The 23,545-nt window shown below is 67.5% G+C and carries 19 protein-coding genes and 1 pseudogene; 8 read left to right on the top strand and 12 right to left on the bottom strand.

The annotated features are described in order from the left end of the window. From FFS49_RS42680 to queA, 6 genes and pseudogenes are all read right to left on the bottom strand, one after another. A pseudogene (locus FFS49_RS42680) lies at positions 1 to 427 on the bottom strand (hypothetical protein); the annotation flags it as partial. Positions 428 to 632: 205 nt separating this feature from the next. Further along, positions 633 to 1,583: a protein translocase subunit SecF gene (gene secF / locus FFS49_RS25935; protein ID WP_039361396.1), complete on the bottom strand. Its 951-nt coding sequence runs from the start codon at positions 1,581 to 1,583 to the stop codon at positions 633 to 635. A gap of 16 nt (positions 1,584 to 1,599) precedes the next feature. Continuing rightward, positions 1,600 to 3,618: a protein translocase subunit SecD gene (gene secD, locus FFS49_RS25930; RefSeq protein WP_105815983.1), complete on the bottom strand. Its 2,019-nt coding sequence runs from the start codon at positions 3,616 to 3,618 to the stop codon at positions 1,600 to 1,602. A gap of 106 nt (positions 3,619 to 3,724) precedes the next feature. Continuing rightward, positions 3,725 to 4,048, bottom strand: coding sequence for a preprotein translocase subunit YajC (yajC, locus tag FFS49_RS25925; RefSeq protein WP_006476868.1), 324 nt, complete (start codon positions 4,046 to 4,048; stop codon positions 3,725 to 3,727). 256 nt (positions 4,049 to 4,304) lie between these two features. Next, complete coding sequence (tgt, locus tag FFS49_RS25920; RefSeq protein ID WP_039361392.1) at positions 4,305 to 5,492, bottom strand: tRNA guanosine(34) transglycosylase Tgt; 1,188 nt, start codon at positions 5,490 to 5,492, stop codon at positions 4,305 to 4,307. Positions 5,493 to 5,706: 214 nt separating this feature from the next. Further along, positions 5,707 to 6,774 (bottom strand): tRNA preQ1(34) S-adenosylmethionine ribosyltransferase-isomerase QueA, encoded by a 1,068-nt coding sequence (gene queA, locus FFS49_RS25915; RefSeq protein ID WP_105815984.1) that lies wholly within the window; start codon positions 6,772 to 6,774, stop codon positions 5,707 to 5,709. 167 nt (positions 6,775 to 6,941) lie between these two features. Between queA and recG the strand changes: the two genes are divergently transcribed. The 7 genes from recG to ubiA all read left to right on the top strand — a co-directional run bounded on the left by recG (position 6,942) and on the right by ubiA (position 15,130). After that, entirely contained in the window at positions 6,942 to 9,272 is a 2,331-nt protein-coding gene (recG, locus tag FFS49_RS25910; RefSeq protein ID WP_105815985.1) for an ATP-dependent DNA helicase RecG, read from the top strand. A gap of 125 nt (positions 9,273 to 9,397) precedes the next feature. After that, positions 9,398 to 10,357: a hydrogen peroxide-inducible genes activator gene (locus FFS49_RS25905; RefSeq protein ID WP_039361386.1), complete on the top strand. Its 960-nt coding sequence runs from the start codon at positions 9,398 to 9,400 to the stop codon at positions 10,355 to 10,357. A 393-nt stretch (positions 10,358 to 10,750) separates the two neighbouring features. Next, on the top strand, positions 10,751 to 10,879 hold the full coding sequence (locus FFS49_RS42975; RefSeq protein WP_256217965.1) for a hypothetical protein: 129 nt from the start codon (positions 10,751 to 10,753) through the stop codon (positions 10,877 to 10,879). A gap of 100 nt (positions 10,880 to 10,979) precedes the next feature. Continuing rightward, positions 10,980 to 13,166 (top strand): catalase/peroxidase HPI, encoded by a 2,187-nt coding sequence (gene katG / locus FFS49_RS25900; RefSeq protein WP_105815986.1) that lies wholly within the window; start codon positions 10,980 to 10,982, stop codon positions 13,164 to 13,166. Positions 13,167 to 13,267: 101 nt separating this feature from the next. Further along, complete coding sequence (locus tag FFS49_RS42970) at positions 13,268 to 13,402, top strand: hypothetical protein (RefSeq protein WP_256093560.1); 135 nt, start codon at positions 13,268 to 13,270, stop codon at positions 13,400 to 13,402. A gap of 120 nt (positions 13,403 to 13,522) precedes the next feature. After that, positions 13,523 to 14,011, top strand: coding sequence for a non-specific DNA-binding protein DpsA (gene dpsA, locus FFS49_RS25895; protein ID WP_039361381.1), 489 nt, complete (start codon positions 13,523 to 13,525; stop codon positions 14,009 to 14,011). 255 nt (positions 14,012 to 14,266) lie between these two features. Further along, entirely contained in the window at positions 14,267 to 15,130 is an 864-nt protein-coding gene (gene ubiA, locus FFS49_RS25890) for a 4-hydroxybenzoate octaprenyltransferase (RefSeq protein ID WP_039361380.1), read from the top strand. A 159-nt stretch (positions 15,131 to 15,289) separates the two neighbouring features. Here the strand turns inward: ubiA and proC are convergent, their stop codons facing one another. From proC to FFS49_RS25860, 6 genes are all read right to left on the bottom strand, one after another. Further along, positions 15,290 to 16,102, bottom strand: coding sequence for a pyrroline-5-carboxylate reductase (gene proC, locus FFS49_RS25885; RefSeq protein ID WP_105815987.1), 813 nt, complete (start codon positions 16,100 to 16,102; stop codon positions 15,290 to 15,292). A gap of 54 nt (positions 16,103 to 16,156) precedes the next feature. Next, the gene (locus FFS49_RS25880) at positions 16,157 to 16,855 is read right to left on the bottom strand and encodes a YggS family pyridoxal phosphate-dependent enzyme (RefSeq protein ID WP_105816074.1); all 699 of its coding nucleotides are present in this window, start codon (positions 16,853 to 16,855) and stop codon (positions 16,157 to 16,159) included. 131 nt (positions 16,856 to 16,986) lie between these two features. Then, the gene (gene glcF, locus FFS49_RS25875; protein WP_046544975.1) at positions 16,987 to 18,213 is read right to left on the bottom strand and encodes a glycolate oxidase subunit GlcF; all 1,227 of its coding nucleotides are present in this window, start codon (positions 18,211 to 18,213) and stop codon (positions 16,987 to 16,989) included. A gap of 342 nt (positions 18,214 to 18,555) precedes the next feature. Then, positions 18,556 to 19,644 (bottom strand): glycolate oxidase subunit GlcE, encoded by a 1,089-nt coding sequence (glcE, locus tag FFS49_RS25870; protein ID WP_071333943.1) that lies wholly within the window; start codon positions 19,642 to 19,644, stop codon positions 18,556 to 18,558. A gap of 185 nt (positions 19,645 to 19,829) precedes the next feature. Then, positions 19,830 to 21,323 (bottom strand): FAD-linked oxidase C-terminal domain-containing protein, encoded by a 1,494-nt coding sequence (locus FFS49_RS25865; RefSeq protein ID WP_039361371.1) that lies wholly within the window; start codon positions 21,321 to 21,323, stop codon positions 19,830 to 19,832. Positions 21,324 to 21,364: 41 nt separating this feature from the next. Then, positions 21,365 to 22,774, bottom strand: a complete 1,410-nt coding sequence (locus tag FFS49_RS25860) for an FAD-linked oxidase C-terminal domain-containing protein (protein WP_105816075.1) — start codon at positions 22,772 to 22,774, stop codon at positions 21,365 to 21,367. A gap of 172 nt (positions 22,775 to 22,946) precedes the next feature. On the opposite strand from FFS49_RS25860, the gene FFS49_RS25855 reads away from it, so the two are divergent. After that, a complete protein-coding gene (locus FFS49_RS25855; RefSeq protein ID WP_039361370.1) occupies positions 22,947 to 23,498 on the top strand; it encodes a cob(I)yrinic acid a,c-diamide adenosyltransferase in 552 nt (183 codons plus the stop codon). Positions 23,499 to 23,545: the final 47 nt, after the last annotated feature.

Raw genomic sequence — 23,545 nt, 5'->3', positions numbered from 1 at the left:
GCTCCTCTTTCGCGTCGAAGAAACGTGCGTACGGCAGCGTCTTGATTCCCGCGTGGGTCGTTGCGTCGAGCAGCGCGCCGATGTCGATGTCGGTCAGGTGCTGTTTCTTGAGCAATTCGACGGCCGCTTTGAGCTCGCAGATCTGCGGCTCCCAGTCGGGCGGGCAGGGCGAGGGCGGCTGGACCTTGGCGGGCGACGCGGCGGGTGCGGAAACGGTAGAGGCGACGGAAGCGGCGGAAGCGGCAGAAGCGGCAGAAGCGGCAGAAGCGGCAGAAGCGGCAGAAGCGGCAGAAGCGGCAGAAGCGGCAGAAGTGGGCGGGGCGGACGCCGGCTGTTGCGCACCGACGGACGACACGCACGGCAGAAGCGTGGCCGTGACGGCAGCGCAAACGGCAAGGCGAAGAACGACACGTGTGGGAGGCATCATCGGGGCCGCGCATTTGAACGGAGGGCGAAGGTGCTGTTCCGCCGACGCACGGCCGGCGGGCGGCGCGGCGGGACGGTCACGATTGTAGCCGACGCGCGTGACGGGGCAGGGCGAGCGGGCGGCGCGATGCACGGCAGTGGCGCGGGCATGAAAAAAGCCGGCCCAACCGGGCCGGCTTTTGGTCTGTGCCGAAGCAGCGTGGCGCTTAAACCTGCGCGCCTGCGTTCGGATCGTCCGGATCGTGCGCGGACTTCTTTTCCTTGATCAGGTCTTCGCGCTTGATGCCGAGCCACATCGCGAGCGAACCCGCGACGAACACCGACGAGTAGATGCCGAACATGATGCCGACCGTCAGCGCGAGTGCGAAGTAGTGCAGCGTCGGGCCGCCGAAGAAGAACATCGACAGCACCATCATTTCGGTCGACGTGTGCGTGATGATCGTACGCGACATCGTGGTCGTGATCGCGTGGTTGATCACTTCCTGCACGCTCATCTTGCGCTCGCGGCGGAACGTTTCGCGGATCCGGTCGAAGATGACGACCGACTCGTTGACCGAGTAGCCGAGCACCGCGAGGATCGCCGCGAGCACCGCCAGCGAGAACTCCCACTGGAAGAACGCGAAGAAGCCGAGAATGATCACGACGTCGTGCAGGTTGGCGATGATGCCGGCCACCGCGTACTTCCACTCGAAGCGGAACGACAGGTAGATCACGATGCCGATCACGACGCATGCGAGCGCGAGCAGGCCGTCGGTCGCGAGCTCCCGGCCGACCTGCGGGCCGACGAACTCGACGCGTTGCAGCGTGACGTCCGGGTTCTGCGCCTTCAGCGCGCCCATCACCTGGTCGCTCTGCTGCGCGGACGTGAGGCCTTCCTTCAGCTGCAGGCGGATCAGCACGTTGCGCGACGTGCCGAAGTTCTGCACCTGCGCGTCGGCATAGCCGAGCTTGCCGAGCGTCGCGCGCACGGGCTCGAGCTCCGCGGCCTGCTGGTACTGCACCTCGATCACCGTACCGCCGGTGAATTCGACGGACAGGTGCAGCCCGCGGTGGAACAGGAAGAACACGGCGGCGAGGAACGTGACCAGCGAGATCACGTTGAACACCAGCGCGTGCCGCATGAACGGAATGTCTTTACGGATGCGGAAAAATTCCATGGTCTTCTCCGGGGCCTTATTGGGTCGAGCCCGGTTTCTTCGGCGACACGCCTTGCTGCGCGCGGTTGCGCAGCTGCGGCTTGCCGGCGCGCGGCGCGTTGCCCTTCGCGGGGGCAGCGAGCTTCGCGGCGCGTGCGGTGTCGGTCGATTCGTCGGCGTCGGTGAACGACGCGGCGGCGGCGCCTTCCGGCTTCCACACCTGGCCGATCGCGAGCGACTTCAGCTTCTTGCGGCCGCCGTACCAGAGGTTGACGATCCCGCGCGAGAAGAACACCGCGGAGAACATCGACGTCAGGATACCGAGGCAGTGCACGATCGCGAACGCGCGAACCGGGCCCGAGCCGAACGCGAGCAGCGCGAGGCCGGCGATCAGCGTCGTGACGTTCGAGTCGAGAATCGTCGCCCACGCATGCGCGTAGCCGGCCTGGATCGCGAGTTGCGGCGGCTGGCCCGCGCGCAGTTCCTCACGCACGCGCTCGTTGATCAGCACGTTCGAGTCGATCGCCATACCGAGCGCGAGCGCGATTGCGGCGATACCCGGCAGCGTCAGCGTCGCCTGCATCAGCGACAGCACGGCGACCAGCAGCAGCAGGTTCACCGACAGGCCGATCACCGAGATCACGCCGAACAGCATGTAGTACGCGATCATGAACACGGCGATCGCGCAGAAGCCCCAGATCACCGAGTGGACGCCCATCTTGATGTTGTCCGCGCCGAGGCTCGGGCCGATCGTGCGTTCCTCGATGATGTCCATGGGCGCTGCGAGCGAACCGGCGCGCAGCAGCAGCGCGAGGTCGGCCGCGGCCTGCGGCGTCGGCTGGCCCGTGATCTGGAAGCGGTCGCCGAGTTCCGACTGGATCGTCGCGACCGTCAGCACTTCGCCCTTGCCCTTCTCGAACAGCACCATCGCCATCGGCTTGCCGATGTTCTCGCGCGAGACTGCGCGCACCGAGCGGCCGCCCGCCGAATCGAGGCGGATGTTGACCGACGGACGCTGGTGATCGTCGAAGCCGGCCGACGCATCGATGATGCGGTCGCCCGTGAAGATCACGTCCTTCTTCAGCAGCACCGGCGCCTGGTTGCCCTGCGTGAACAGCTCTTCACCCGGCGGCACCGGGTCGTTCGGGTTCGGGTGCGTGTTGATCGGGTCGGCAAGGCGCGCTTCGAGCGTCGCGGTGCGGCCGATGATGTCCTTCGCCTTCGCGGTGTCCTGCACGCCCGGCAGCTCGACGACGATACGGTCGCTACCTTGCTGCTGCAGGATGGGCTCGGACACGCCGAGTTCGTTCACGCGGTTGTGGAGCGTCGTCAGGTTCTGCTTGAGCGCGGCGTCCTCGACGGACTTCTGCACGGCCGGCGTGAACGTGCCGACGACCTGCGTGCCGCCGCCGCCGGGCTGGGTCGCCCATTGCAGCTCGGTGATCGACAGCGCGAGGAGCTTGCGGGCGTCTTCCGCCGTCTGCGCATCGCTGAAGTTGACGACCACGGACTGGTCGACGCGGCTCACGCCGCCGTCGCGGATGTTCTTGTCGCGCAGCAGCGTGCGCGCGTCGGACGCGTCGGAATCGAGCTTCTTCGTCAGCGCGCCCGTCATGTCGACCTGGAGCAGGAAGTGGACGCCGCCACGCAGGTCGAGGCCGAGATACATCGGCAGCGCGTGCAGGGAGGTCAGCCAGCGCGGCGACGCGCTCTGCAGGTTCAGGGCGACGACGAATTGCGGATCGTTCGGGTCGGCGTTCAGCGACTTCTGCAGCAGGTCCTTGACGCGCAGCTGCGTATCGGTGTCCTTCAGGCGCACGCGGATGTTCGCGCCGGTCGCCGTGTTCTCGAAGGTGACGTCGTCCGGCGTGATCTGCGCGGAGGCGAGCGCCGATTCGACCTGGGTCAGCGTGGTCGAGTCGAGCTTGACCGTGGCCTTGCCGCTCGACACCTGCACCGCCGGCGCTTCGCCGAAGAAGTTGGGCAATGTGTACAGAAGGCCGATGGCGAGCGCCACGACCATCACGACATATTTCCAGAGTGGATAACGATTCATGAGGGAGCCGAACGGGTGGTTGGCGTGAAAGCGTCGCGTCCGGCGCCGCGGCGGCCCGCTCTCTCAGGCGGGCACGGCGCGGGGAGCCGGACGCTCGGTGAAGGGCTTACAGCGACTTGATCGTGCCCTTCGGCAGAATGGTCGTGACCGCGGCCTTCTGCACGGTGATTTCGGTGCCTTCGGCGATTTCGACGCCGATGTAGCCTTCGGTGACCTTCGTCACCTTGCCCACGAGGCCGCCGCTCGTGACGACTTCGTCGCCCTTGGCCATGGCCGCGAGCATGTTGCGGTGCTCCTTCTGACGCTTCATCTGCGGACGGATCATGATGAAGTAGAGCACGGCAAACATCAGGATGAGCGGCAGGAAGCTCATCAGGCTCGATTCGGCGCCACCGGCACCTTGGGCGAACGCGTTGGAAATGAACGGCACGTTGGTCTCTCCGTAGGGGAAGATCGAAAAATAAGCCGGTTATTCTACCACCGGCCCCATGCGCAAACGGCTCGGCAAATGCGCTTTCGGATCAAGCTGTTAAAGCGCGTACCGGTACCGTTGCGACTTGTATGGAAAGGCAATTGTAATGTTTGTTGGATCCGGGCGGCAGTTGGGACTCAATTGTTTAGGACGAGTCTCACCAGATTTTCGATCCGTATAGTGTTTGTCCTATCAAGGGCGGTCCGACCGCCGGTCAGTCGACCCCTCTGGCGCGATCCTCCGCGAAGCGCTGGCGGAACGCGTCGAACGTGTGGGTCTCGATCGCTTCGCGAATCTCGCTCATCAGCTGCAGGTAGTAGTGCAGGTTGTGGATCGTGTTGAGCTGTGCGCCGAGGATCTCGCCGACGCGGTGCAGGTGATGCAGGTAGCCGCGCGAGAAGTTCTGGCACGTGTAGCACGTGCAGCTCGCGTCGAGCGGCTTCAGCGAATTCTTGTGCGTCGCGTTGCGGATCTTCACGTCGCCGAAGCGCGTGAACAGCCAGCCGTTGCGCGCGTTGCGGGTCGGCATCACGCAGTCGAACATGTCGATGCCGTTCGCGACGCCCTCGACCAGATCCTCCGGCGTGCCGACGCCCATCAGGTAGTGCGGCTTGTTGGCCGGCAGCTTCGGGCCGACGTGCTGCAGCACCCGCATCATGTCTTCCTTCGGCTCGCCGACCGACAGCCCGCCGATCGCGAGGCCGTGGAAGCCGAGTTCGGCGAGGCCCGCGAGCGATTCGTCGCGCAGGTCCTCGAACATCCCGCCCTGGACGATCCCGAACAGCGCATTCGGGTTGCCGAGCCGGTCGAACTCGTCGAGCGAGCGCTTCGCCCAGCGCAGCGACATGCGCATCGAGTCGGCCGCTTCCTTGTGCGTGGTCGGCACGCCGTTGGTCGCGTACGGCGTGCACTCGTCGAACTGCATCACGACGTCGGAGTTCAGCACCTTCTGGATCTGCATCGACACTTCCGGCGACAGGAACAGCTTGTCGCCGTTGATCGGCGACGCGAACGTCACGCCGTCCTCGGTGATCTTGCGCAGGTCGCCGAGCGAGAACACCTGGAAGCCGCCCGAGTCGGTCAGGATCGGCTTGTTCCAGCCCATGAAGCCATGCAGGCCGCCGTGCGCGTCGATCGTGTCGAGGCCCGGGCGCAGCCACAAGTGGAACGTATTGCCGAGGATGATCTGGGCCTTGATCTCGTGCAGCTCGCGCGGCTGGATCGCCTTCACGGTGCCGTACGTGCCGACCGGCATGAAGATCGGCGTCTCGACCACGCCGTGGTTGAGCTTCACGCGGCCGCGGCGCGCATGGCCGTCGGTCGTCAGCAGTTCGAATTCGAGCCCGTTCGCCGGGCGGTCCTGCACGGGGGCGTGCGTATCGTGGGATGAACCTTCGGTCATCGAGTCATTCTCCTTGCTACCGGGCTGCTCTGCATGGGACCAGAGTAACCGCTAAAGCGCTAACTCTGGATCGCAAGTCCGGCGCATGTTGGAAACGCTGCCGAGAAACCGGCGGCGGGGAAAAGCGGGTGCGCGCAAAAGCGTCGCGCACACAAAGCGAAAACGGGCGCTGCGCTGCAACGGCGGCCGCGCGGGCCGTCGCGCCCGCCGTGCTTTACGCGCCCGGCGCCTCCGGCACGTCGCGCCGCGTGAGCAGCATCGCGTCGCCGTAGCTGAAGAAGCGGTAGCGCTCGTCGATCGCGTGCCGGTACGCGGCGCGGATCGTCTCGACGCCTGCGAACGCGGACACCAGCATCAGCAGCGTCGACTTCGGCAGATGGAAGTTCGTGACGAGCCGGTCGACCACGCGGAAACGGTAGCCGGGCGTGATGAAGATGTCGGTTTCGGCCTGCGTGGCCGCGAGCGGGCGGCCCGCTTCGTCGGCCGAGCGCGCCGCGGCTTCGAGCGCGCGCATCGACGTCGTGCCGACCGCGATCACCTTGCCGCCGCGTGCACGGGTTGCGGCGATCTTGTCGACGAGCGACTGCGGCAGGTCGTACCACTCGCTGTGCATCTTGTGCTCGGCGATGTTGTCGACGCGCACCGGCTGGAACGTGCCGGCGCCGACGTGCAGCGTGAGCGTCGCGCGCTCGACGCCCATCGCGTCGAGGCGGTCGAGCATCGGCTGGTCGAAGTGCAGCCCGGCCGTCGGCGCGGCGACCGCGCCCGGGTTGCTCGCGTAGACGGTCTGGTAGCGCGTCTCGTCGGTCGCGTCCGGATCGTGCTCGATATAGGGCGGCAGCGGCAGGCGGCCGTACTGCTCGATCAGGTCGAGGCACGGCGCGGGGAAGTTCAGCGTGAAGAACGGGTCGACGCGTTCGCCGACCGTCACGTCGAACGCATCGGCGAGCCGCAGCGTCGTGCCGGCGCCCGGCGACTTGCTCGCGCGGATTTGCGCGAGCGCCGTGTGCGTGCCGGTCACGCGCTCGATCAGCACCTCGATCTTGCCGCCGCTGGCCTTCTGGCCGAAGAAGCGCGCCTTCAGCACCTTGGTATCGTTGAAGACGAGCAGGTCGCCGGCCGCGATGCACGACGGCAGCTCGGTGAAATGACGGTCGGTGAGGCGTGCGGGCGCGACGGTGCCGTCGACCTCGAGCAGGCGGCTCGCGGTGCGATCGGGCAGCGCGGTTTGTGCAATCAGCTCGGGCGGCAGATTGAAATCGAAATCGGAAAGCGTGAACATGCGGGCTGGTTCGAAGCGGCCGGCGGGCGTCGCCGGCAGGGCGGAAACGCGTAAATGGGGCGCGCGAGCCGCTATGATGGCGGGATGCGCGGCCTGGCCGGCGTCGTTCGTTCGGACGACGTGAAAGCCGCTATTGTACTTGCCTTGAGAAGCACCCAGACGATCCGATGCCTGTGTCACCACGCCGTTCCCCCGCTGCCGTTGCCGATTCCGCCGATCCGTTCGACGCGGAGGATGTCGCGCCGCCCGCGCAAGGCGCGGGGGAGCGTGCTTCCGCGCCGCGCGCCGCACCGCGCCGCGCCGGCCCGAAGCGCGGCGCCGACGGCAGGCTCGCGCAGCCGGCCGCCGCCGCGCCCGATGCCGATGGCGCCGCTGAAATCGACACGGCAGGCGCGGCCGGCGCGAAGCGCAAGAAGAAGCCGGCCGCCGACAAACCCGTGAAGACCGTCGACAAGCTCGCGAAGCTCGGCCTCACGCGCTCGATCGATCTCGTGTTGCATCTGCCGATGCGCTACGAGGACGAAACCACGCTCACGCCGATCGGCGAGCTGCTGCCGGGCGGCATCGCGCAGACCGAAGGCGTCGTGTTCGACAACGAGGTCGCGTACCGGCCGCGCCGCCAGCTGGTCGTGAAGATCCAGGACGAAGACGGCGAGCACCTCGTGCTGCGCTTCCTGAATTTCTACGGCTCGCAGGTCAAGCAGATGGCCGTCGGCCAGCGGCTGCGCGTGCGCGGTGACGTGCGCGGCGGCTTCTTCGGGATGGAGATGGTGCATCCGGCAGTGCGTGTCGTCGAAGCGGATGCGCCGCTGCCGCAGGTGCTCACGCCCGTCTATCCGAGCACGGCCGGCGTGTCGCAGGCCTATCTGCGCAAGGCGATCGAGAACGCGGTCGAGCGCACGCCGCTGCCCGAGCTGCTGCCGCCCGAGATCCAGCGCGACTATCTGAAGCCGCTCGACGTGCCGACGCTGGAGCAGGCGGTGCGCATCCTGCACCACCCGCGCGTCGATTCGGACGAAGCCGCGCTGATGGACGGCTCGCATCCGGCGTGGACGCGCATCAAGTTCGAGGAGCTGCTCGCGCAGCAGTTGTCGCTCAAGCGCGCGCACGAGGAGCGCCGCACGCGTGCGGCGCCCGCGATGCCGCGCCGCACCGCGAGCGATGCCGATGCATTGACGACCCGGCTCTACGCCGCGCTGCCGTTCACGCTGACGGGCGCGCAGGCGCGCGTCGTCGACGAGATCGCGCACGACCTCACGCTTGCGCACCCGATGCAGCGCCTGCTGCAGGGCGACGTCGGCAGCGGCAAGACGGTCGTCGCGGCGCTGGCCGCCACGCAGGCGATCGACGCCGGCTACCAGGCCGCGCTGATGGCGCCCACCGAAATCCTCGCGGAACAGCACGCGCGCAAGCTGCGCGCGTGGCTGGAGCCGCTCGGCGTCACGGTCGCGTGGCTCGCGGGCAGCCTGAAGGCGAAGGAGAAGCGCGCGGCGATCGAGGCGGCCGCGCTCGGCACCGCGCAGCTCGTGATCGGCACGCACGCGATCATCCAGGACACGGTCGAATTCGCGCGGCTCGGCCTCGTGATCGTCGACGAACAGCACCGTTTCGGCGTCGAGCAGCGGCTTGCGCTGCGTGCGAAGGCCGCGAATGCGGCCAACGGCGCGCGCGATTTCCAGCCGCACCAGCTGATGATGTCGGCCACGCCGATTCCGCGCACGCTCGCGATGACGTATTACGCCGATCTCGAAGTTTCGACGATCGACGAGCTGCCGCCGGGCCGCACGCCCGTGCTGACGCGCCTCGTCGGCGATGCGCGGCGCGAGGAGGTGATCGCCCGCGTGCGCGAGGCCGCGCTGACCGGACGCCAGGTGTACTGGGTGTGCCCGCTGATCGAGGAGAGCGAGACGCTGCAGCTGCAGACGGCCGTCGAGACATACGAGACATTGGCCGCCGCGCTCCCGGAGCTGAAGGTCGGGCTCGTGCACGGCCGGCTGTCGCCGGCCGACAAGGCGGCCGTGATGGAAGCGTTCACGCGCAACGACGTGCAGCTGCTCGTCGCGACGACCGTGATCGAGGTCGGCGTCGACGTGCCGAACGCGTCGCTGATGGTGATCGAGCACGCGGAGCGCTTCGGTCTCGCGCAGTTGCACCAGCTGCGCGGCCGGGTCGGGCGCGGCACCGCGGCGTCGGTGTGCGTGCTGCTGTACACGGGGCCGCTGTCGCCCACGGGCCGCGAGCGGCTGAAGACGATGCGCGAGACGACCGACGGCTTCGAGATCGCACGGCGCGACCTCGAGATCCGCGGCCCGGGCGAATTCCTCGGCGCACGCCAGTCGGGCGCGGCGATGCTGCGCTTCGCGAACCTCGAGACCGACGGCTGGCTGATCGAACCGGCCCGCGAGGCCGCGACGCGGCTGATTGCCGCGTACCCCGAGATCGTCACGCAGCATCTCGCACGCTGGCTCGGCGCGCGGGAGCAGTACTTGAAGGCCTGATCCGCGGGTGGGGTCCGGATTTAAAACCGCCGTTTGAAGCATTCCAATGCAGAGAAACTTGGCGAACCGGTGTCACAGGGTGTATAAATTAAACCTATCGCCTGTATATCTCTGATTGACCCACAATGACGCTGACTGAATTGAAATACATCGTCGCGGTCGCGCGCGAACGGCATTTCGGCCGCGCGGCCGAAGCATGCTTCGTGAGCCAGCCGACGCTGTCGGTGGCGATCAAGAAGCTCGAAGACGAGCTCAACGTGCAGATTTTCGAACGCGGCGCGAGCGAAGTGAGCGTGACGCCGATCGGTGACCAGATCGTCACGCAGGCGCAGCGCGTGCTCGAGCAGACCTTCGCGATCAAGGAGATCGCGAAACAGGGCAAGGATCCGCTGGTCGGCCCGTTCCGCCTCGGCGTGATCTACACGATCGGGCCCTATCTGCTGCCCACGCTCGTCAAGCAGATGATCCAGCGTGTCCCGCAGATGCCGCTGATGCTGCAGGAAAATTACACGCTGAAGCTGCTCGAACTGCTGAAGCAGGGCGAGATCGACGCCGCGATCATGGCGCTGCCGTTTCCGGAAACGGGCCTGATGGTTCGCCCGCTGTACGACGAACCGTTCGTCGTCGCGCTGCCGGCCGGTCATCCGTGGGAAAAGCGCCATGAAATCGACGCGGAGGATCTCAAGCAGGAAACCATGCTGCTGCTCGGCAACGGCCACTGCTTCCGCGATCACGTGCTCGGCGTGTGCCCGGAGTTGATGCGCTTCTCGCAGACGGCCGACGGCATCCAGAAGACTTTCGAGGGATCGTCGCTCGAGACGATCCGCCACATGGTCGCAAGCGGCGTCGGCATCACCGTGTTGCCGCGGATGTCGGTCGCCGAAGTCGGCCCGCGCGCGAACGGCCCCGATGCCGAACTGCTGTCGTACGTGCCGTTCAACGAGCCGGTGCCCGACCGCCGCGTGGTGCTCGTGTGGCGCAAGAGCTTCACGCGGATGCCCGCGATCGACGCGATCAGCGATGCGATTTCCGCGTGCGAACTGCCGGGTGTCGCGAAGCTCGACATGCCGGCGACGATGAACTGAGCACGCTGCGACATGCGCGTGTGGCAGCACGATGAACGGGGTCTTGCGACCCCGTTTATTTTTCTCTATCGAATAGATAACATTTATCAAATTTAATCAATCGATAGATTTAGATAGAATCCTCAACATGGATCGGCGTGATGTCAACGACTGATCAGCACGTTGAATGCAAGCGTCAAAGGAGGATGTCATGATGCGGTCGGTATTGCAGCACGCGCAGCGGAACATCCCGTCGCGCGACGCGGTCGTACATCGCGCCAGGGCGGCGGTTCGCAGCCTGCGTCCGATTGCGTTCGCGTACCTGGCGGACCGTGTGTATGGCGGATGAGTGCCGCCGCGCGCCGGTCCTGTGTTCCCCCGACTAACTGCCGCCGAGCCATGAGGGAGCATTGCATGTCCGATACCCGAAAAGCCGCCCGCCTCGCCGGCACGACCACTGCCGGCAGCCGCTTTCCCGAGCGCCCCGCCTGCGGCGCGTCGCTGCGGGAAAGCGGGTCGCGGGCCGCGCACGACGTCCCGTAGTACGACAGGAGGAACCGCCTGTTCCGTTTCATCCCCCCGCAATGCTCCACGAACCGCGCCTGGCACGTGGGGGCCTACGAGCAAGACAAGGAGAAAAAGCATGTCGAACGAAACGAAGTGCCCGTTCAACCACACCGCTGGTGGCGGCACGACGAACAAGGACTGGTGGCCGAATCAGCTGAACCTGAACGTCCTGCATCGGCATTCGGCGCTGTCCGATCCGATGGACCCGGATTTCGACTACGCCGAAGCATTCAAGAAGCTGGATCTCGAGGCGGTGAAGAAGGACCTGCACGCACTGATGACGGCGTCGCAGGACTGGTGGCCGGCCGACTTCGGCCACTACGGCGGCCTGTTCGTCCGCATGGCCTGGCACAGCGCCGGCACGTACCGCACGGCCGACGGCCGCGGCGGCGCGGGCGGCGGGCAGCAGCGCTTCGCGCCGCTCAACAGCTGGCCTGACAACGTCAGTCTCGACAAGGCGCGCCGCCTGCTGTGGCCGATCAAGCAGAAGTACGGCCGCAACATCTCGTGGGCCGACCTGCTGATCCTGACCGGCAACGTCGCGCTCGAATCGATGGGCTTCAAGACCTTCGGTTACGCCGGCGGCCGCGTCGATACGTGGGAACCGGACGACGTGTACTGGGGTTCGGAAAAGATCTGGCTGGAACTGAGCGGCGGCCCGAACAGCCGCTACTCGGGCAAGCGCGAGCTCGAAAGCCCGCTCGCCGCGGTGCAGATGGGCCTCATCTACGTGAACCCGGAAGGCCCGGACGGCAACCCCGACCCGGTTGCCGCCGCGCACGACATCCGCGAGACGTTCGCGCGCATGGCGATGAACGACGAGGAAACGGTCGCGCTGATCGCGGGCGGCCACACGTTCGGCAAGACGCACGGCGCCGGTCCGGCCTCGAACGTCGGCCCCGAGCCGGAAGCCGCGGGCCTCGAAGAGCAGGGGCTCGGCTGGAAGAGCACGTTCGGCACGGGCAAGGGCAAGGATGCCATCACGAGCGGCCTCGAAGTCACGTGGACCTCGACGCCGACGCAGTGGAGCAACGACTTCTTCAAGCACCTGTTCAGCTACGAGTGGGAGCTCACGAAGAGCCCGGCCGGCGCCCACCAGTGGGTCGCGAAGGACGCAGGCGAAGTGATTCCGGATGCATTCGACGCGTCGAAGAAGCATCGCCCGACGATGCTGACGACCGACCTGTCGCTGCGTTTCGACCCGGCCTACGAAAAGATCTCGCGCCGCTTCTACGAGAACCCGGCCGAGTTCGCCGACGCGTTCGCACGCGCGTGGTTCAAGCTCACGCACCGCGACATGGGCCCGCGTTCCCGCTATCTCGGCCCGGACGTGCCGGCGGAACACCTGCTGTGGCAGGACCCGATCCCGGCGGTCGATCACCCGCTGATCGACGCCGCCGACGTCGCCGCGCTGAAGGCGAAGGTGCTTGCATCCGGTCTGTCGGTATCGCAGCTCGTGTCGACCGCATGGGCGTCGGCTGCGACGTTCCGCGGGTCGGACAAGCGCGGCGGTGCGAACGGTGCGCGTATCCGCCTGGCGCCGCAGAAGGACTGGGAAGTGAACCGTCCGGCTGAACTCGCGAAGGTGCTCGAGACGCTCGAGGGCGTGCAGAAGGTGTTCAACGACGCGCAGACGGGCGGCAAGAAGGTGTCGCTCGCCGACCTGATCGTGCTGGCCGGTGCGGCCGGTGTCGAGCAGGCCGCGAAGAATGCGGGTATCGCAGTGACGGTGCCGTTCGCGCCGGGCCGTGCGGATGCGTCGCAGGAAGAGACCGATATCGAAGCGATGGCCGTGCTCGAGCCGGTCGCGGACGGTTTCCGCAACTACCTGAAGCACGCATACAAGACGCCGGCCGAGGCGCTGCTGGTCGACAAGGCGCAACTGCTGACGCTGACCGCGCCCGAGATGACGGTGCTCGTCGGTGGCCTGCGCGTGCTGGGTGCGAACGCCGGCGATGCGAAGCATGGCGTGTTCACCGAGCGTCCGGAAGCGCTGACGAACGACTTCTTCGTGAACCTGCTCGACATGGGCACGGAATGGAAGCCGGCGTCGGCCGCGAACGACGTGTTCGAAGGGCGCGACCGCGCGACGGGCGCAGTCAAGTGGACGGGCACGCGCGTCGACCTGATCTTCGGCTCGCACTCGCAACTACGCGCGCTGGCCGAGGTGTACGGCAGCGCCGATGCGAAGGAGAAGTTCGCGCACGACTTCGTCGCGGCCTGGAACAAGGTGATGAACCTGGACCGCTTCGACCTTGCGTAAGCGTCGCCGCGCAGTAGTGCGGTGAGGCAGTAACGTGAAACGGCCGGTCGCCCGACCGGCCGTTTCTCCCGACCTTGAGTTTTGTTGAAGGAGTGACGATCATGACGCAAATGATGCACAACATGCGCGCTGCACTGGCGACGCCGGGCGAGGTCGCGCGATACGTTGTCGGATCCGCCATCGTCATCGGCGGTGCGGCCGAACTGGTGTCGCAGGCGCTGCACGCGATCGCCTGAGCGCGGCGTTTCACGCGCCACGCGCCGTGGCGGGCCGCGTATGCGGGTAGTGCGGTATCTACAGGCAGATAGCCCGATTCGCTTTCATTGCTCTGCTTTCTTGAATAAGGAGTCCGGAACATGGCTAGGAAAATTCAAGCTGCCCAGATCAACATCGGCATCAGCGACAAGGACCGCAAGAAGATCGCGGAGGGCCTGTCGCACCTGCTTGCCGATACGTTCACGCTGTACCTGAAGACCCACAATTTCCACTGGAACGTCACGGGCCCGATGTTCAACACGCTGCACCTGATGTTCGAGGAGCAGTACAACGAACTGTGGCTCGCGGTCGATTCGGTTGCCGAACGCATTCGTACGCTCGGCGTCGTCGCGCCGGGCACCTTCGGCGATTTCGCGAAACTGTCGTCGGTGCCCGAAGCGAAGGGCGTGCCGGCCGCGGAAGACATGATCCGCCAGCTCGTCGAAGGGCACGAGGCCGTCGTGCGTACCGCGCGTGCGATCTTTCCGCTTGCCGATGCGGCGAGCGACGAGCCGACCGCCGACCTGCTGACGCAGCGCCTGCAGATTCATGAAAAAACCGCGTGGATGCTGCGGTCGTTGCTCGCGTAAGTGTGCCGCGCGCGGCATGCTGGCTCCGGCCCTGATTGATCCACCCCCGTCGGGCCGAATCTCGGCCGGTGCCTTGCGTGGATCCACGCGTGCACCGGCTCTGTCCCTTGATTGATGCGTGCCGCGGCTCGGCCACGTGCGGCGGGCGCGGGCAGTGCGCTGGCGTCCGGCCGCTACCGCCCGCGAGCCGCGCCGACATGACGCGAAGCACCGCTCGGCTCTAAAATGCCGGGGTTATCTTCCCGGTGCTTCGCCATGCTTGCCCGCTTTCCCCTGTATCTGCGGCTCGTCCGGATGGACAAGCCGATCGGCAGCCTGCTGCTGCTGTGGCCGACGCTCAACGCGCTGTGGATCGCGTCCGACGGCCATCCGCGCTGGCCGCTGCTCGTGATCTTCTCGCTCGGCACGCTGCTGATGCGCTCGGCCGGCTGCGCGATGAACGACTACGCCGACCGCGACTTCGACCGCCATGTGAAACGCACGGCCGACCGGCCGCTGACGTCGGGCAAGATCCGCGCGTGGGAAGCCATCGCGATCGCGGTCGGGCTCGCATTCATCTCGTTCCTGCTGATCCTGCCGCTCAACACGCTGACGAAGCAGCTGTCCGTCGTCGCGCTGTTCGTTGCGGGCTCGTATCCGTTCATGAAGCGCTTCTTCGCGATTCCGCAGGCCTATCTGGGCATCGCGTTCGGCTTCGGCATCCCGATGGCGTTCGCGGCCGTGCAGGACACGGTGCCGGCGATCGCGTGGGTGATGCTGGTCGCGAACATTTTCTGGTCGGTCGCGTACGACACCGAATACGCGATGGTCGATCGCGACGACGACATCAAGATCGGCATCCGCACGTCCGCACTGACGTTCGGCCGCTTCGACGTCGCGGCCGTGATGCTGTGCTACGCGGCGACGCTCGGCATCTACGTGTGGATCGGCGTGACGCTCGGCTTCGGCCTCGCGTACTGGGCCGGCTGGGCGGCGGCGGCCGGCTGCGCGCTGTATCACTACACGCTGATCAAGGACCGCGAGCGGATGCCGTGCTTCGCGGCGTTCCGGCACAACAACTGGCTCGGCGGCGTGCTGTTCGCCGGGATCGCCGTGCATTACCTGTTGGCAGGGAGCTGAGTTTCCCGATCTCACCGCAGGCGGTATGCGGTGCGGAACGCGGCATCAACAAAAAAGCGGCCTGGGCCGCTTTTTTGTTGTGCGTGCACATCAGCATGACGGGGCAGGGCGCTCCACCCGTGTAGCGGGCGCCGGGCCGGCCAGGCACCGCCGGTGCGCTTACGCGCGGCCGAGCTCGTCGCCCATCTCCTTCGCACGCGCTTCGGCCGCGAGCGCACCGCGCACGATCGCATCCTTCACGCCTTGCGCGTCGAACGACGCGAGCGCGGCGGCCGTCGTGCCGCCCTTCGACGTCACGCGCTCGCGCAGCACGCTCGCGGGCTCGCCCGATTGCGCGGCGAGTTGCGCCGCGCCCGTGAACGTCGCGACCGCGAGTGCGCGGCCCTGTTCGTCGTTCATGCCGAGCTGGCGCGCGGCTTCCTGCAGCGCTTCGATGAAATAGAACACGTACGCGGGGCCGCTGCCCGAGATCGCGGTGACAGCGTCGAGCTTCGATTCGTCGTCGAACCACACGATCTCGCCGACCGCGCCGAGCACGTTCGACGCGAGTTCGCGGCCCGCCGCGTCGACGCCCGGCAGTGCGGCGAGGCCCGTCACGCCCATGCCGACGAGCGCGGGCGTGTTCGGCATCGTGCGCACGATGCGCGCGTAGTCGCCGAGCCAGCGCGCGAGGTCGCTGCCGCGGATGCCGGCCGCGATGCTGATCACGAGCTGCGACTTCAGGTGCGGCGCGAGCGCCTGCGCGACGTCCTTCAGCACCTGCGGTTTCACCGCGAGCACGACCGCGTCGTAGTCGGCGAGCGTCGCGTCGATGGCTGCGCCGGTGCGCACGCCGAACTGCTGCGCGGCGCGCGCGCGTACTTCTTCGTTGACGTCGATGGCATACAGGCCGTCAGCGGCGACGCCGCGCTTGATCAGGCCGCCGATCAGGGCCGCGGCCATGTTGCCGCCGCCGATGAATGCGATTTTCATGATGTCGGGAATGAGCGAGTGAGTGAACGGAAAGGCGGAAAAGGGGCGTGGCGTTCAGTGCGAGTAATCGCGCGCGCCGAAGATCGCGGTGCCGACGCGCACGATCGTCGCGCCTTCGAGCACGGCCGCGTCGAGATCGGCGGACATGCCCATCGACAACGTGTCGAGCGGCAGGCCGTCGGCGCGCAACGTGTCGAACAGTGCGCGCAGCGCACGATGCGGCGCGCGTTGCGCGTCGGTGTCGCCGGCCGGTTCGGGAATCGCCATCAGGCCGCGCAGCCGCAGCGACGGCAGCGCGGCGACCGCGCGTGCAACCTCGGCCGCGTCGGCCGGCGCGACGCCGCTCTTCGACGCCTCGCCGCTGATGTTCACCTGCACGCATACGTTGAGCGGCGGCAGGTGCGCGGGGCGCTGTTCCGACAGGCGCTGCGCGATCTTCAGCCGGTCGACCGAATGAACCCAGTCGAAGCGCTCGGCAACCGGGCGCGTCTTGTTCGATTGCAGCGGCCCGATGAAATGCCATTCCAGGTCCGCACGCAGGTCGGCGAGCGCGTCGATCTTGTCGATCGATTCTTGCACGTAGTTTTCGCCGAAGGCGCGCTGCCCGGCCGCATGCGCGGCGCGCACGTCGTCGGCGGGAAACGTTTTGGACACGGCGAGCAGCGACACGGTGGCGGGATCGCGGCCGGCCGCGCGGGCGGCGTCGGCGATGCGGCGATGAACGGATTCGAGGCGGGCGGCGAGATCGGACATGACGGGCACGAAAGCAGGCACGGAAGCGGGCGTGGTGCGGATGCGCCGCGGCACGCGACGCATCGATCCGCCCATTATACGGACGCCGCGCGCGACGCCCAGCGCCGATCCGTCATTCGCATGAGCATGCGCTAACCGTACAGCAGATGCTCGACGAGCTGGATCCAGTGGGCGACCGGAATCTGCGTGCCGCTCTGCAGGTGCGCGATGCAGCCGATGTTGCCGGAGACGATCATCTGCGGTTCCAGCGCCTGCAGCTTCAGTAGCTTCTGCTTGCGCAGCCGGTATGACAGCGACGGCTGCGTCAGCGAATAGGTGCCGGCCGACCCGCAGCACAGATGGCTGTCGGCCGGCAGCCGCACGTCGATGCCGAGCGTCTCGAGCAGGCGTTCGACCTTGCCGCGCGACTGCTGGCCGTGCTGCAGCGTGCACGGCGGGTGGTACGCGACGGTATGGATCGCGCGGCGCCGCGCGAGCGTCGCGAGCTCGGCCTCGAACGCGAGCAGCACGTCGGAGATGTCGCGCGTGAGCGACACGATGCGCTGCGCCTTCTCCGCATAGGCCGGGTCGTCGCGCAGCAGGTGCGCGTATTCGAGCACCGTCGCGCCGCAACCCGACGCATTCATCACGATCGTCTCGACGCCCTGCTCGACGTGGGGCCACCACGCGTCGATGTTGCGGCGCGCGTCGTCGAGCGCTTCGTCGTGATAGTTCAGGTGCAGGCGGATCGCGCCGCAGCAGCCTGCATCGGGCGCGACGACCGTCTCGATGCCGAGTGCGTCCAGCACGCGCGCGGTCGCGATGTTGATGTTCGGCAGCATCGACGGCTGTACGCAGCCGCCGAGCATCAGCATCTTGCGCGTATGCGTGCGGTGCGGCCATTCGAGCAGCCGCGTGCGCGGCGGCACCTTGTCGCGCAGCCGCTTCGGCAGCAGCGGCCGCACGTGCTGGCCGAGCCGCATGACCGGCGAGAACAGCGCGGCGTTCGGCACGAGGCTCGCGAGCAGGCGACGCACGAGACGCTGCTGCACCGGGCGCTGCACCTGCGCCTCGACGTGCTTGCGGCCGATCTCGACGAGCCGGCCGTACTGGACGCCGGACGGGCAGGTCGTCTCGCAACTGCGGCACGTGAGGCAGCGATCGAGGTGCTGCTGCGTGCTGCGCGTGACAGGCGCGCCTTCGACCATCTGCTTGATCAGGTAGATCCGGCCGCGCGGGCCGTCGAGTTCGTCGCCGAGCAACTGGTAGGTCGGGCAGGTCGCGGTACAGAACCCGCAATGCACGCACTTGCGCAATATCGCGTCGGCTTCGTCGCCGTCGGGCGTATTGCGGATGAAATCGGCGAGGTTCGTTTGCATTTAGGGTCTGTTTACCTATGGAATGCGCATGCGTTGCCACGAGAACGGCCGCTCGCTGCGAGGCGCGTGACGCCGCGAATACTGACGTATCGCCAAGGAGCGCAACGCGGCGAGCGGCCGTTCTCGTGACAACCCCTAATTAAAGAATCCATTCCACGGGAATGCCCGAAATCGCCCGTATGGCGGCGTCGCTCGTCGCTTGTCCCCCAAGAGGACTTCTTTCGGGGCGTTTGGCAAGGCCAAACGGCGCTCCTCACTTCGTGCCCTACGCCCCGGAGGAAGTCCCCTTGGGGGAAGGGCGATTTCGGGCATTCGCATGTGCATTCCATAGGTAAACAGACCCTATAGGTCCGGGTAGAGCCGGCCGCGGTTGAAGATGCGCGCGGGATCGAACGCGGCCTTCAGCCCGCGGTGGATTTTCATCATCGGGGCGGGGAGCGGTGTGAACACGCCCGCGCTGCGGTCGTACGCGTCGCCTGCGCGGAACAGCGTCGCGTGGCCGCCGGCCTGCTTCGCGCTCATCCGCACGGTCTGCGCGTCGGCATCGGTGATCCACCAGCGCTGCGCGCCACCCCATTCCATCAGCTGGGTGCCGGGCAGGTGCATCGGTTCGGTGATCGACGGCAGCGCGAGGCGCCACAGCGCATAGCCGGGCGGGATGCCGTTGAAGAACGGGTCGGTGTGCTCGCGCAGGCCGGCCCAGAAGCGCTCGGCCTCGACCGCGTCGACGACTTCGCCGCCGAGCAGCGTCTTCGCGGATTTCACGGCCGCTTCGGCGCCCGACAGGCGCAGCACGAGCGTGCCGTTGCGCCAGCCGCTCGCGCTGACGGGCAACGGATGGCCGCCCCATTCGTTGAGCTTGCGCACCGCGTCGGTCGCGGTCATCTCGAACTTCAGCGTGACTTCGGCGACGGGCATCGGCAGCACCTTGATCGACAGGTCGAGCATCAGCCCGAGCGTGCCGAGCGCGCCGGCCATCAGCCGCGACACGTCGTAGCCGGCGACGTTCTTCACGACCTGGCCGCCGAAGCGCAGCATTTCGCCGCGGCCGTTCATCAGCGTGACGCCGAGCACGAAATCGCGCGGTGCGCCGCAGGTGGCGCGCCGCGGGCCCGCGAGGCCGGCCGCGATGCAGCCGCCGACGGTGGCCGCACGGCCGAAATGCGGCGGCTCGAACGGCAGCATCTGGCCGCATTCGGCGAGGACGGTTTCAAGCTGCGCGAGCGGCGTGCCCGCGCGGACCGTGACGACGAGTTCGGCCGGATCGTACGACACGACGCCCTGAAACGCGCGCGTGTCGAGTATTTCGCCCTCGAGCGCCTGGCCGTACCAGTCCTTGGTGCCGCCGCCGCGAATCCGCAGCGGCCGGCCGTCGGCACTGGCGGCGCGGATGCGCTCGGCCCAACCGGCGACGATGTCGTCCTCTTCCATGTTCTGTTGCTGCCTCGACTTGTTGTTCGGTCGATTGTACCGGGGTGGCGCGAATCCACATCGCGACTATCCCTAAGCCCCGTATTGCAGGCCGCATGCTTGCGCCGTCGTGCGAGCGGGCCACGCGGGCGCGGCCCGCCGCCGCGACCCGGCCGCCGGCACGGGCCGCGTACCGCGCGCGATGCTCAGAAGCGCGGCAGGTCGGGGTGCGGCAGCAGCCCGCCGCGCACGTGCTGGCGACCGTACTCGGCGCAACGCGCGCGGGTCGGGATGCCCTTGTCCGGATTCAGCAGCCCCGCCGGATCGAACGCGCGCTTGACCGCGAAGAACGCATCGCGCTCCTGCGGCGAGAACTGTACGCACATCGAATTGAGCTTCTCGATGCCGACGCCGTGCTCGCCCGTCACGCTGCCGCCGAATTCCACGCAGCATTCGAGGATTTCCGCGCCGAACTGCTCGGCGCGGTGCAGTTCGTCCGGATCGTTCGCGTTGTACAGGATCAGCGGATGCATGTTGCCGTCGCCCGCATGGAACACGTTGATGCAGCGCAGCCCGTAGCGCGTCTCGAGCTGTTCGATGCGCGCGAGCAGCGGGCCGATCGCGCGGCGCGGCACGGTGCCGTCCATGCAGTAATAGTCGGCGGAAATGCGGCCGGCGGCCGGGAACGCGTTCTTGCGGCCCGACCAGTAGCGCAGCCGCTCCTGTTCGTTGCGCGACACCTGGATGCGCGTCGCGCCATGCTCGCGCAGCACGGCCGTCATCCGCACGACTTCCTCGGCGACTTCTTCCGGCGTGCCGTCCGATTCGCACAGCAGGATCGCCTTCGCGTCGAGGTCGTAGCCCGCGTGCGTGAATGCCTCGACGGCTTGCGTGGCCGGCTTGTCCATCATCTCGAGCCCGGCCGGGATGATGCCCGACGCGATGATCGCAGCAACCGCCTCGCCGCCCTTGACCACGTCGTCGAAGCTCGCCATCACGAGCTGGGCCGTCTGCGGCTTCGGAATCAGCTTCACCGTGACCTCGGTGACGATCGCGAACATCCCTTCGCTGCCGATCATCACGGCGAGCAGGTCGAGGCCCGGCATGTCGAGCGCGAGCGAGCCGAACTCGACGATCTCGCCGTCGATCGTCACCGCGCGCACGCGCATCACGTTGTGCACGGTCAGCCCGTATTTCAGGCAGTGGACGCCGCCGGAATTTTCCGCGACGTTGCCGCCGATCGTGCACGCGATCTGCGACGACGGATCGGGCGCGTAATACAGGCCGTACGGCGCGGCGGCTTCCGAGATCGCGAGGTTGCGCACGCCGGGCTGCACGGTCGCCGTGCGCGCGTAGGGATCGACTTCGACGATGCGCGTGAAGCGCGCCAGCGACAGCACGACGCCGAGCGCGATCGGCAACGCGCCGCCCGACAGGCTCGTGCCCGCGCCGCGCGGCACGATCGGCACCTCCATGCGGCGGCAGATCTGCACGATCCGCTGCACCTGCGATTCCGTTTCGGGCAGCGCGACCGCGAGCGGCAGGCGGCGGTATGCCGACAGGCCGTCGCATTCGTACGGCGCCGTGTCTTCGTCGCGGTACAGCAGGCAGTGCGTCGGCAGCACGGCCATCAGCGCCTGCACGACTTCGCGCTGACGCTGCGCGCGTGCCGCGCTCGACAGTTCGACGGGAGCGTTCATGGGGTCTCCTGCAGCAGGCGGCGCGGCGTCGCGCCGCCGTGTCAGCACGTGAAAATCTTGCCGGGATTCATCAGGTTGCGCGGATCGAGCGCGAGCTTGATCGCACGCATCGTATCGATCGCGTTGTCGCCGTGCTCCTTCGGCAGGAAGCGCATCTTGTGCAGCCCGACGCCGTGCTCGCCCGTACAGGTGCCGCCGAGGCGCAGCGCGCGCTCGACGATCCGGTCGTTGATGTGCTCGGCTTCGGCGATTTCCTCGGGCTTGTCGGGGTCGATCAGGATCGCGACGTGGAAATTGCCGTCGCCGACGTGGCCGACGATCGGGCAGGGCAGCGACGACGCGCGCAGGTCGACCTCGGTTTCCTCGACGCACGCGGCGAGCTGCGAGATCGGCACGCACACGTCGGTCGTCACCGCGCGGCAGCCGGGTTTCAACTGCAGCATCGCGAAATACGCGTTGTGGCGGGCGGCCCAGAGCCGGCTGCGGTCCTCGGGGCGGGTGGCCCATTCGAAGCCCTGGCCGTTGTTCTGGCCGGCGAGCGCCTGTACGAGCTCGGCCTGTTCCTTCACGCCAGCCTCGGTGCCGTGGAATTCGAAGAACAGCGTCGGCGCTTCGGCCAGTGTCAGGTTCGAATGGCGGTTGATCGAGCGTACCGCGAGCGCATCGACGAATTCGACACGCGCGATCGGCACGCCGATCTGGATCGTCTCGATCACGGTTCGCACCGCGTCGCCCATCGACGGGAACGTGCAGATCGCGGCCGATACGGCTTCGGGCAGCGGATGCAGGCGCAGCGTGATCTCGGTGATCACGCCGAGCGTGCCTTCGGAGCCGACGAACAGCCGCGTGAGGTCGTAGCCGGCCGACGATTTGCGGGCGCGCGAGCCGGTTTTCACCACGCGGCCGTCGGCGAGCACGGCGCTCAGGCCGAGCACGTTCTCGCGCATCGTGCCGTAGCGCACGGCGTTGGTGCCCGACGCGCGCGTTGCGGTCATCCCGCCGATGCTCGCGTCGGCGCCCGGGTCGATCGGGAAGAACAGGCCGGTGTCGCGCAGTGCTTCGTTGAGCGCCTTGCGCGTGATGCCCGGCTCGACCGTCACGGTCAGGTCTTCGGGGTTGATCGACAGCACGCGGTTCATTTCCGACAGGTCGAGCGAGACGCCGCCGCGCACCGCGAGCAGGTGGCCTTCGAGCGAGGAGCCGGCGCCGTACGGGATCAGCGGGACGCTGTACAGCGAGCACAGCGACACGACTTCGCGCACGTCGTCCGCGCTGTGCGCGAACACGACGGCGTCGGGCAGTTGCGGGTCGAACGGCGATTCGTCGCGGCCATGGTGGGCGCGGACGGCGTCGGCAGTCGACACGCGCTCGCCGAAGGCGGCGCGCAGCGCATCGAGCATGGCGGGGGGAAGGGGGCGGCGCGTGGCGGCCGGCTGGGCAGGGTGATTCACGTACGTCTCCTTGTCGATCCGGGTGAGCGCGTTGGCGCAGGCCCGGCTCCCGTGCTGCAGGGTTTCGGCCCATTCTACGCTGAACGCCCGCTGCGCCCGCCACCACGGGCTGCGATAATCGCGTTCGAACGCAACCGGGCCGCCTTGCGGCCGCGCACGAGAGGACATTCGCATGGGCAACCGCTTGAGCAAGATCGCCACGCGCACGGGCGACGATGGCACCACCGGCCTCGGCGACGGCCGGCGCATCGGCAAGGACGACACGCGGATCGCCGCGATCGGCGACGTCGACGAACTGAACTCGAACCTCGGCGTGCTGCTCGCCGAAACGCTTCCTGACGAGATCCGCACGGCGCTCGTGACGATCCAGCATGACCTGTTCGATCTCGGCGGCGAATTGTGCATTCCCGGCCATACCGTGCTCGACGACACGCATCTCGCGCGTCTCGACCGCTGGCTTGCCGACTACAACGCGACGCTGCCGCCGTTGAAGGAATTCATCCTGCCGGCGGGCTCGCGCGCGGCGTCGCTCGCGCACGTGTGCCGAACCGTGTGCCGCCGCGCGGAGCGTTCGATCGTCGCGCTCGGGCGCACCGAGACGCTCAACGATGCGCCGCGGCGCTACGTGAACCGGCTGTCGGACCTGCTGTTCGTGCTGGCGCGCGTGCTGAACCGCACGGATGGCGGATCGGACGTGCTGTGGGAGCGCGGCCGCGTCCGCTGACGGCTTGCCCCTTTGACGCACTGCGACAATTTGTCCGGGGAGCATGG

It is taken from the genome of Burkholderia sp. 4NA327C6, assembly GCF_005502655.1.
GTDB classification, from domain to species: domain Bacteria; phylum Pseudomonadota; class Gammaproteobacteria; order Burkholderiales; family Burkholderiaceae; genus Burkholderia; species Burkholderia contaminans.
This window is presented reverse-complemented; position numbering and strand designations above follow the sequence as displayed.

Coding starts and splice junctions, on each gene's coding strand:
- secF (WP_039361396.1), bottom strand. CDS start 1,583: ATGGAATTTTTCCGCATCCGTAAAGACATTCCGTTCATGCGGCACGCG.
- secD (WP_105815983.1), bottom strand. CDS start 3,618: ATGAATCGTTATCCACTCTGGAAATATGTCGTGATGGTCGTGGCGCTC.
- tgt (WP_039361392.1), bottom strand. CDS start 5,492: ATGACCGAAGGTTCATCCCACGATACGCACGCCCCCGTGCAGGACCGC.
- queA (WP_105815984.1), bottom strand. CDS start 6,774: ATGTTCACGCTTTCCGATTTCGATTTCAATCTGCCGCCCGAGCTGATT.
- recG (WP_105815985.1), top strand. CDS start 6,942: ATGCCTGTGTCACCACGCCGTTCCCCCGCTGCCGTTGCCGATTCCGCC.
- FFS49_RS25905 (WP_039361386.1), top strand. CDS start 9,398: ATGACGCTGACTGAATTGAAATACATCGTCGCGGTCGCGCGCGAACGG.
- FFS49_RS42975 (WP_256217965.1), top strand. CDS start 10,751: ATGTCCGATACCCGAAAAGCCGCCCGCCTCGCCGGCACGACCACTGCC.
- katG (WP_105815986.1), top strand. CDS start 10,980: ATGTCGAACGAAACGAAGTGCCCGTTCAACCACACCGCTGGTGGCGGC.
- FFS49_RS42970 (WP_256093560.1), top strand. CDS start 13,268: ATGACGCAAATGATGCACAACATGCGCGCTGCACTGGCGACGCCGGGC.
- dpsA (WP_039361381.1), top strand. CDS start 13,523: ATGGCTAGGAAAATTCAAGCTGCCCAGATCAACATCGGCATCAGCGAC.
- ubiA (WP_039361380.1), top strand. CDS start 14,267: ATGCTTGCCCGCTTTCCCCTGTATCTGCGGCTCGTCCGGATGGACAAG.
- proC (WP_105815987.1), bottom strand. CDS start 16,102: ATGAAAATCGCATTCATCGGCGGCGGCAACATGGCCGCGGCCCTGATC.
- FFS49_RS25880 (WP_105816074.1), bottom strand. CDS start 16,855: ATGTCCGATCTCGCCGCCCGCCTCGAATCCGTTCATCGCCGCATCGCC.
- glcF (WP_046544975.1), bottom strand. CDS start 18,213: ATGCAAACGAACCTCGCCGATTTCATCCGCAATACGCCCGACGGCGAC.
- glcE (WP_071333943.1), bottom strand. CDS start 19,644: ATGGAAGAGGACGACATCGTCGCCGGTTGGGCCGAGCGCATCCGCGCC.
- FFS49_RS25865 (WP_039361371.1), bottom strand. CDS start 21,323: ATGAACGCTCCCGTCGAACTGTCGAGCGCGGCACGCGCGCAGCGTCAG.
- FFS49_RS25855 (WP_039361370.1), top strand. CDS start 22,947: ATGGGCAACCGCTTGAGCAAGATCGCCACGCGCACGGGCGACGATGGC.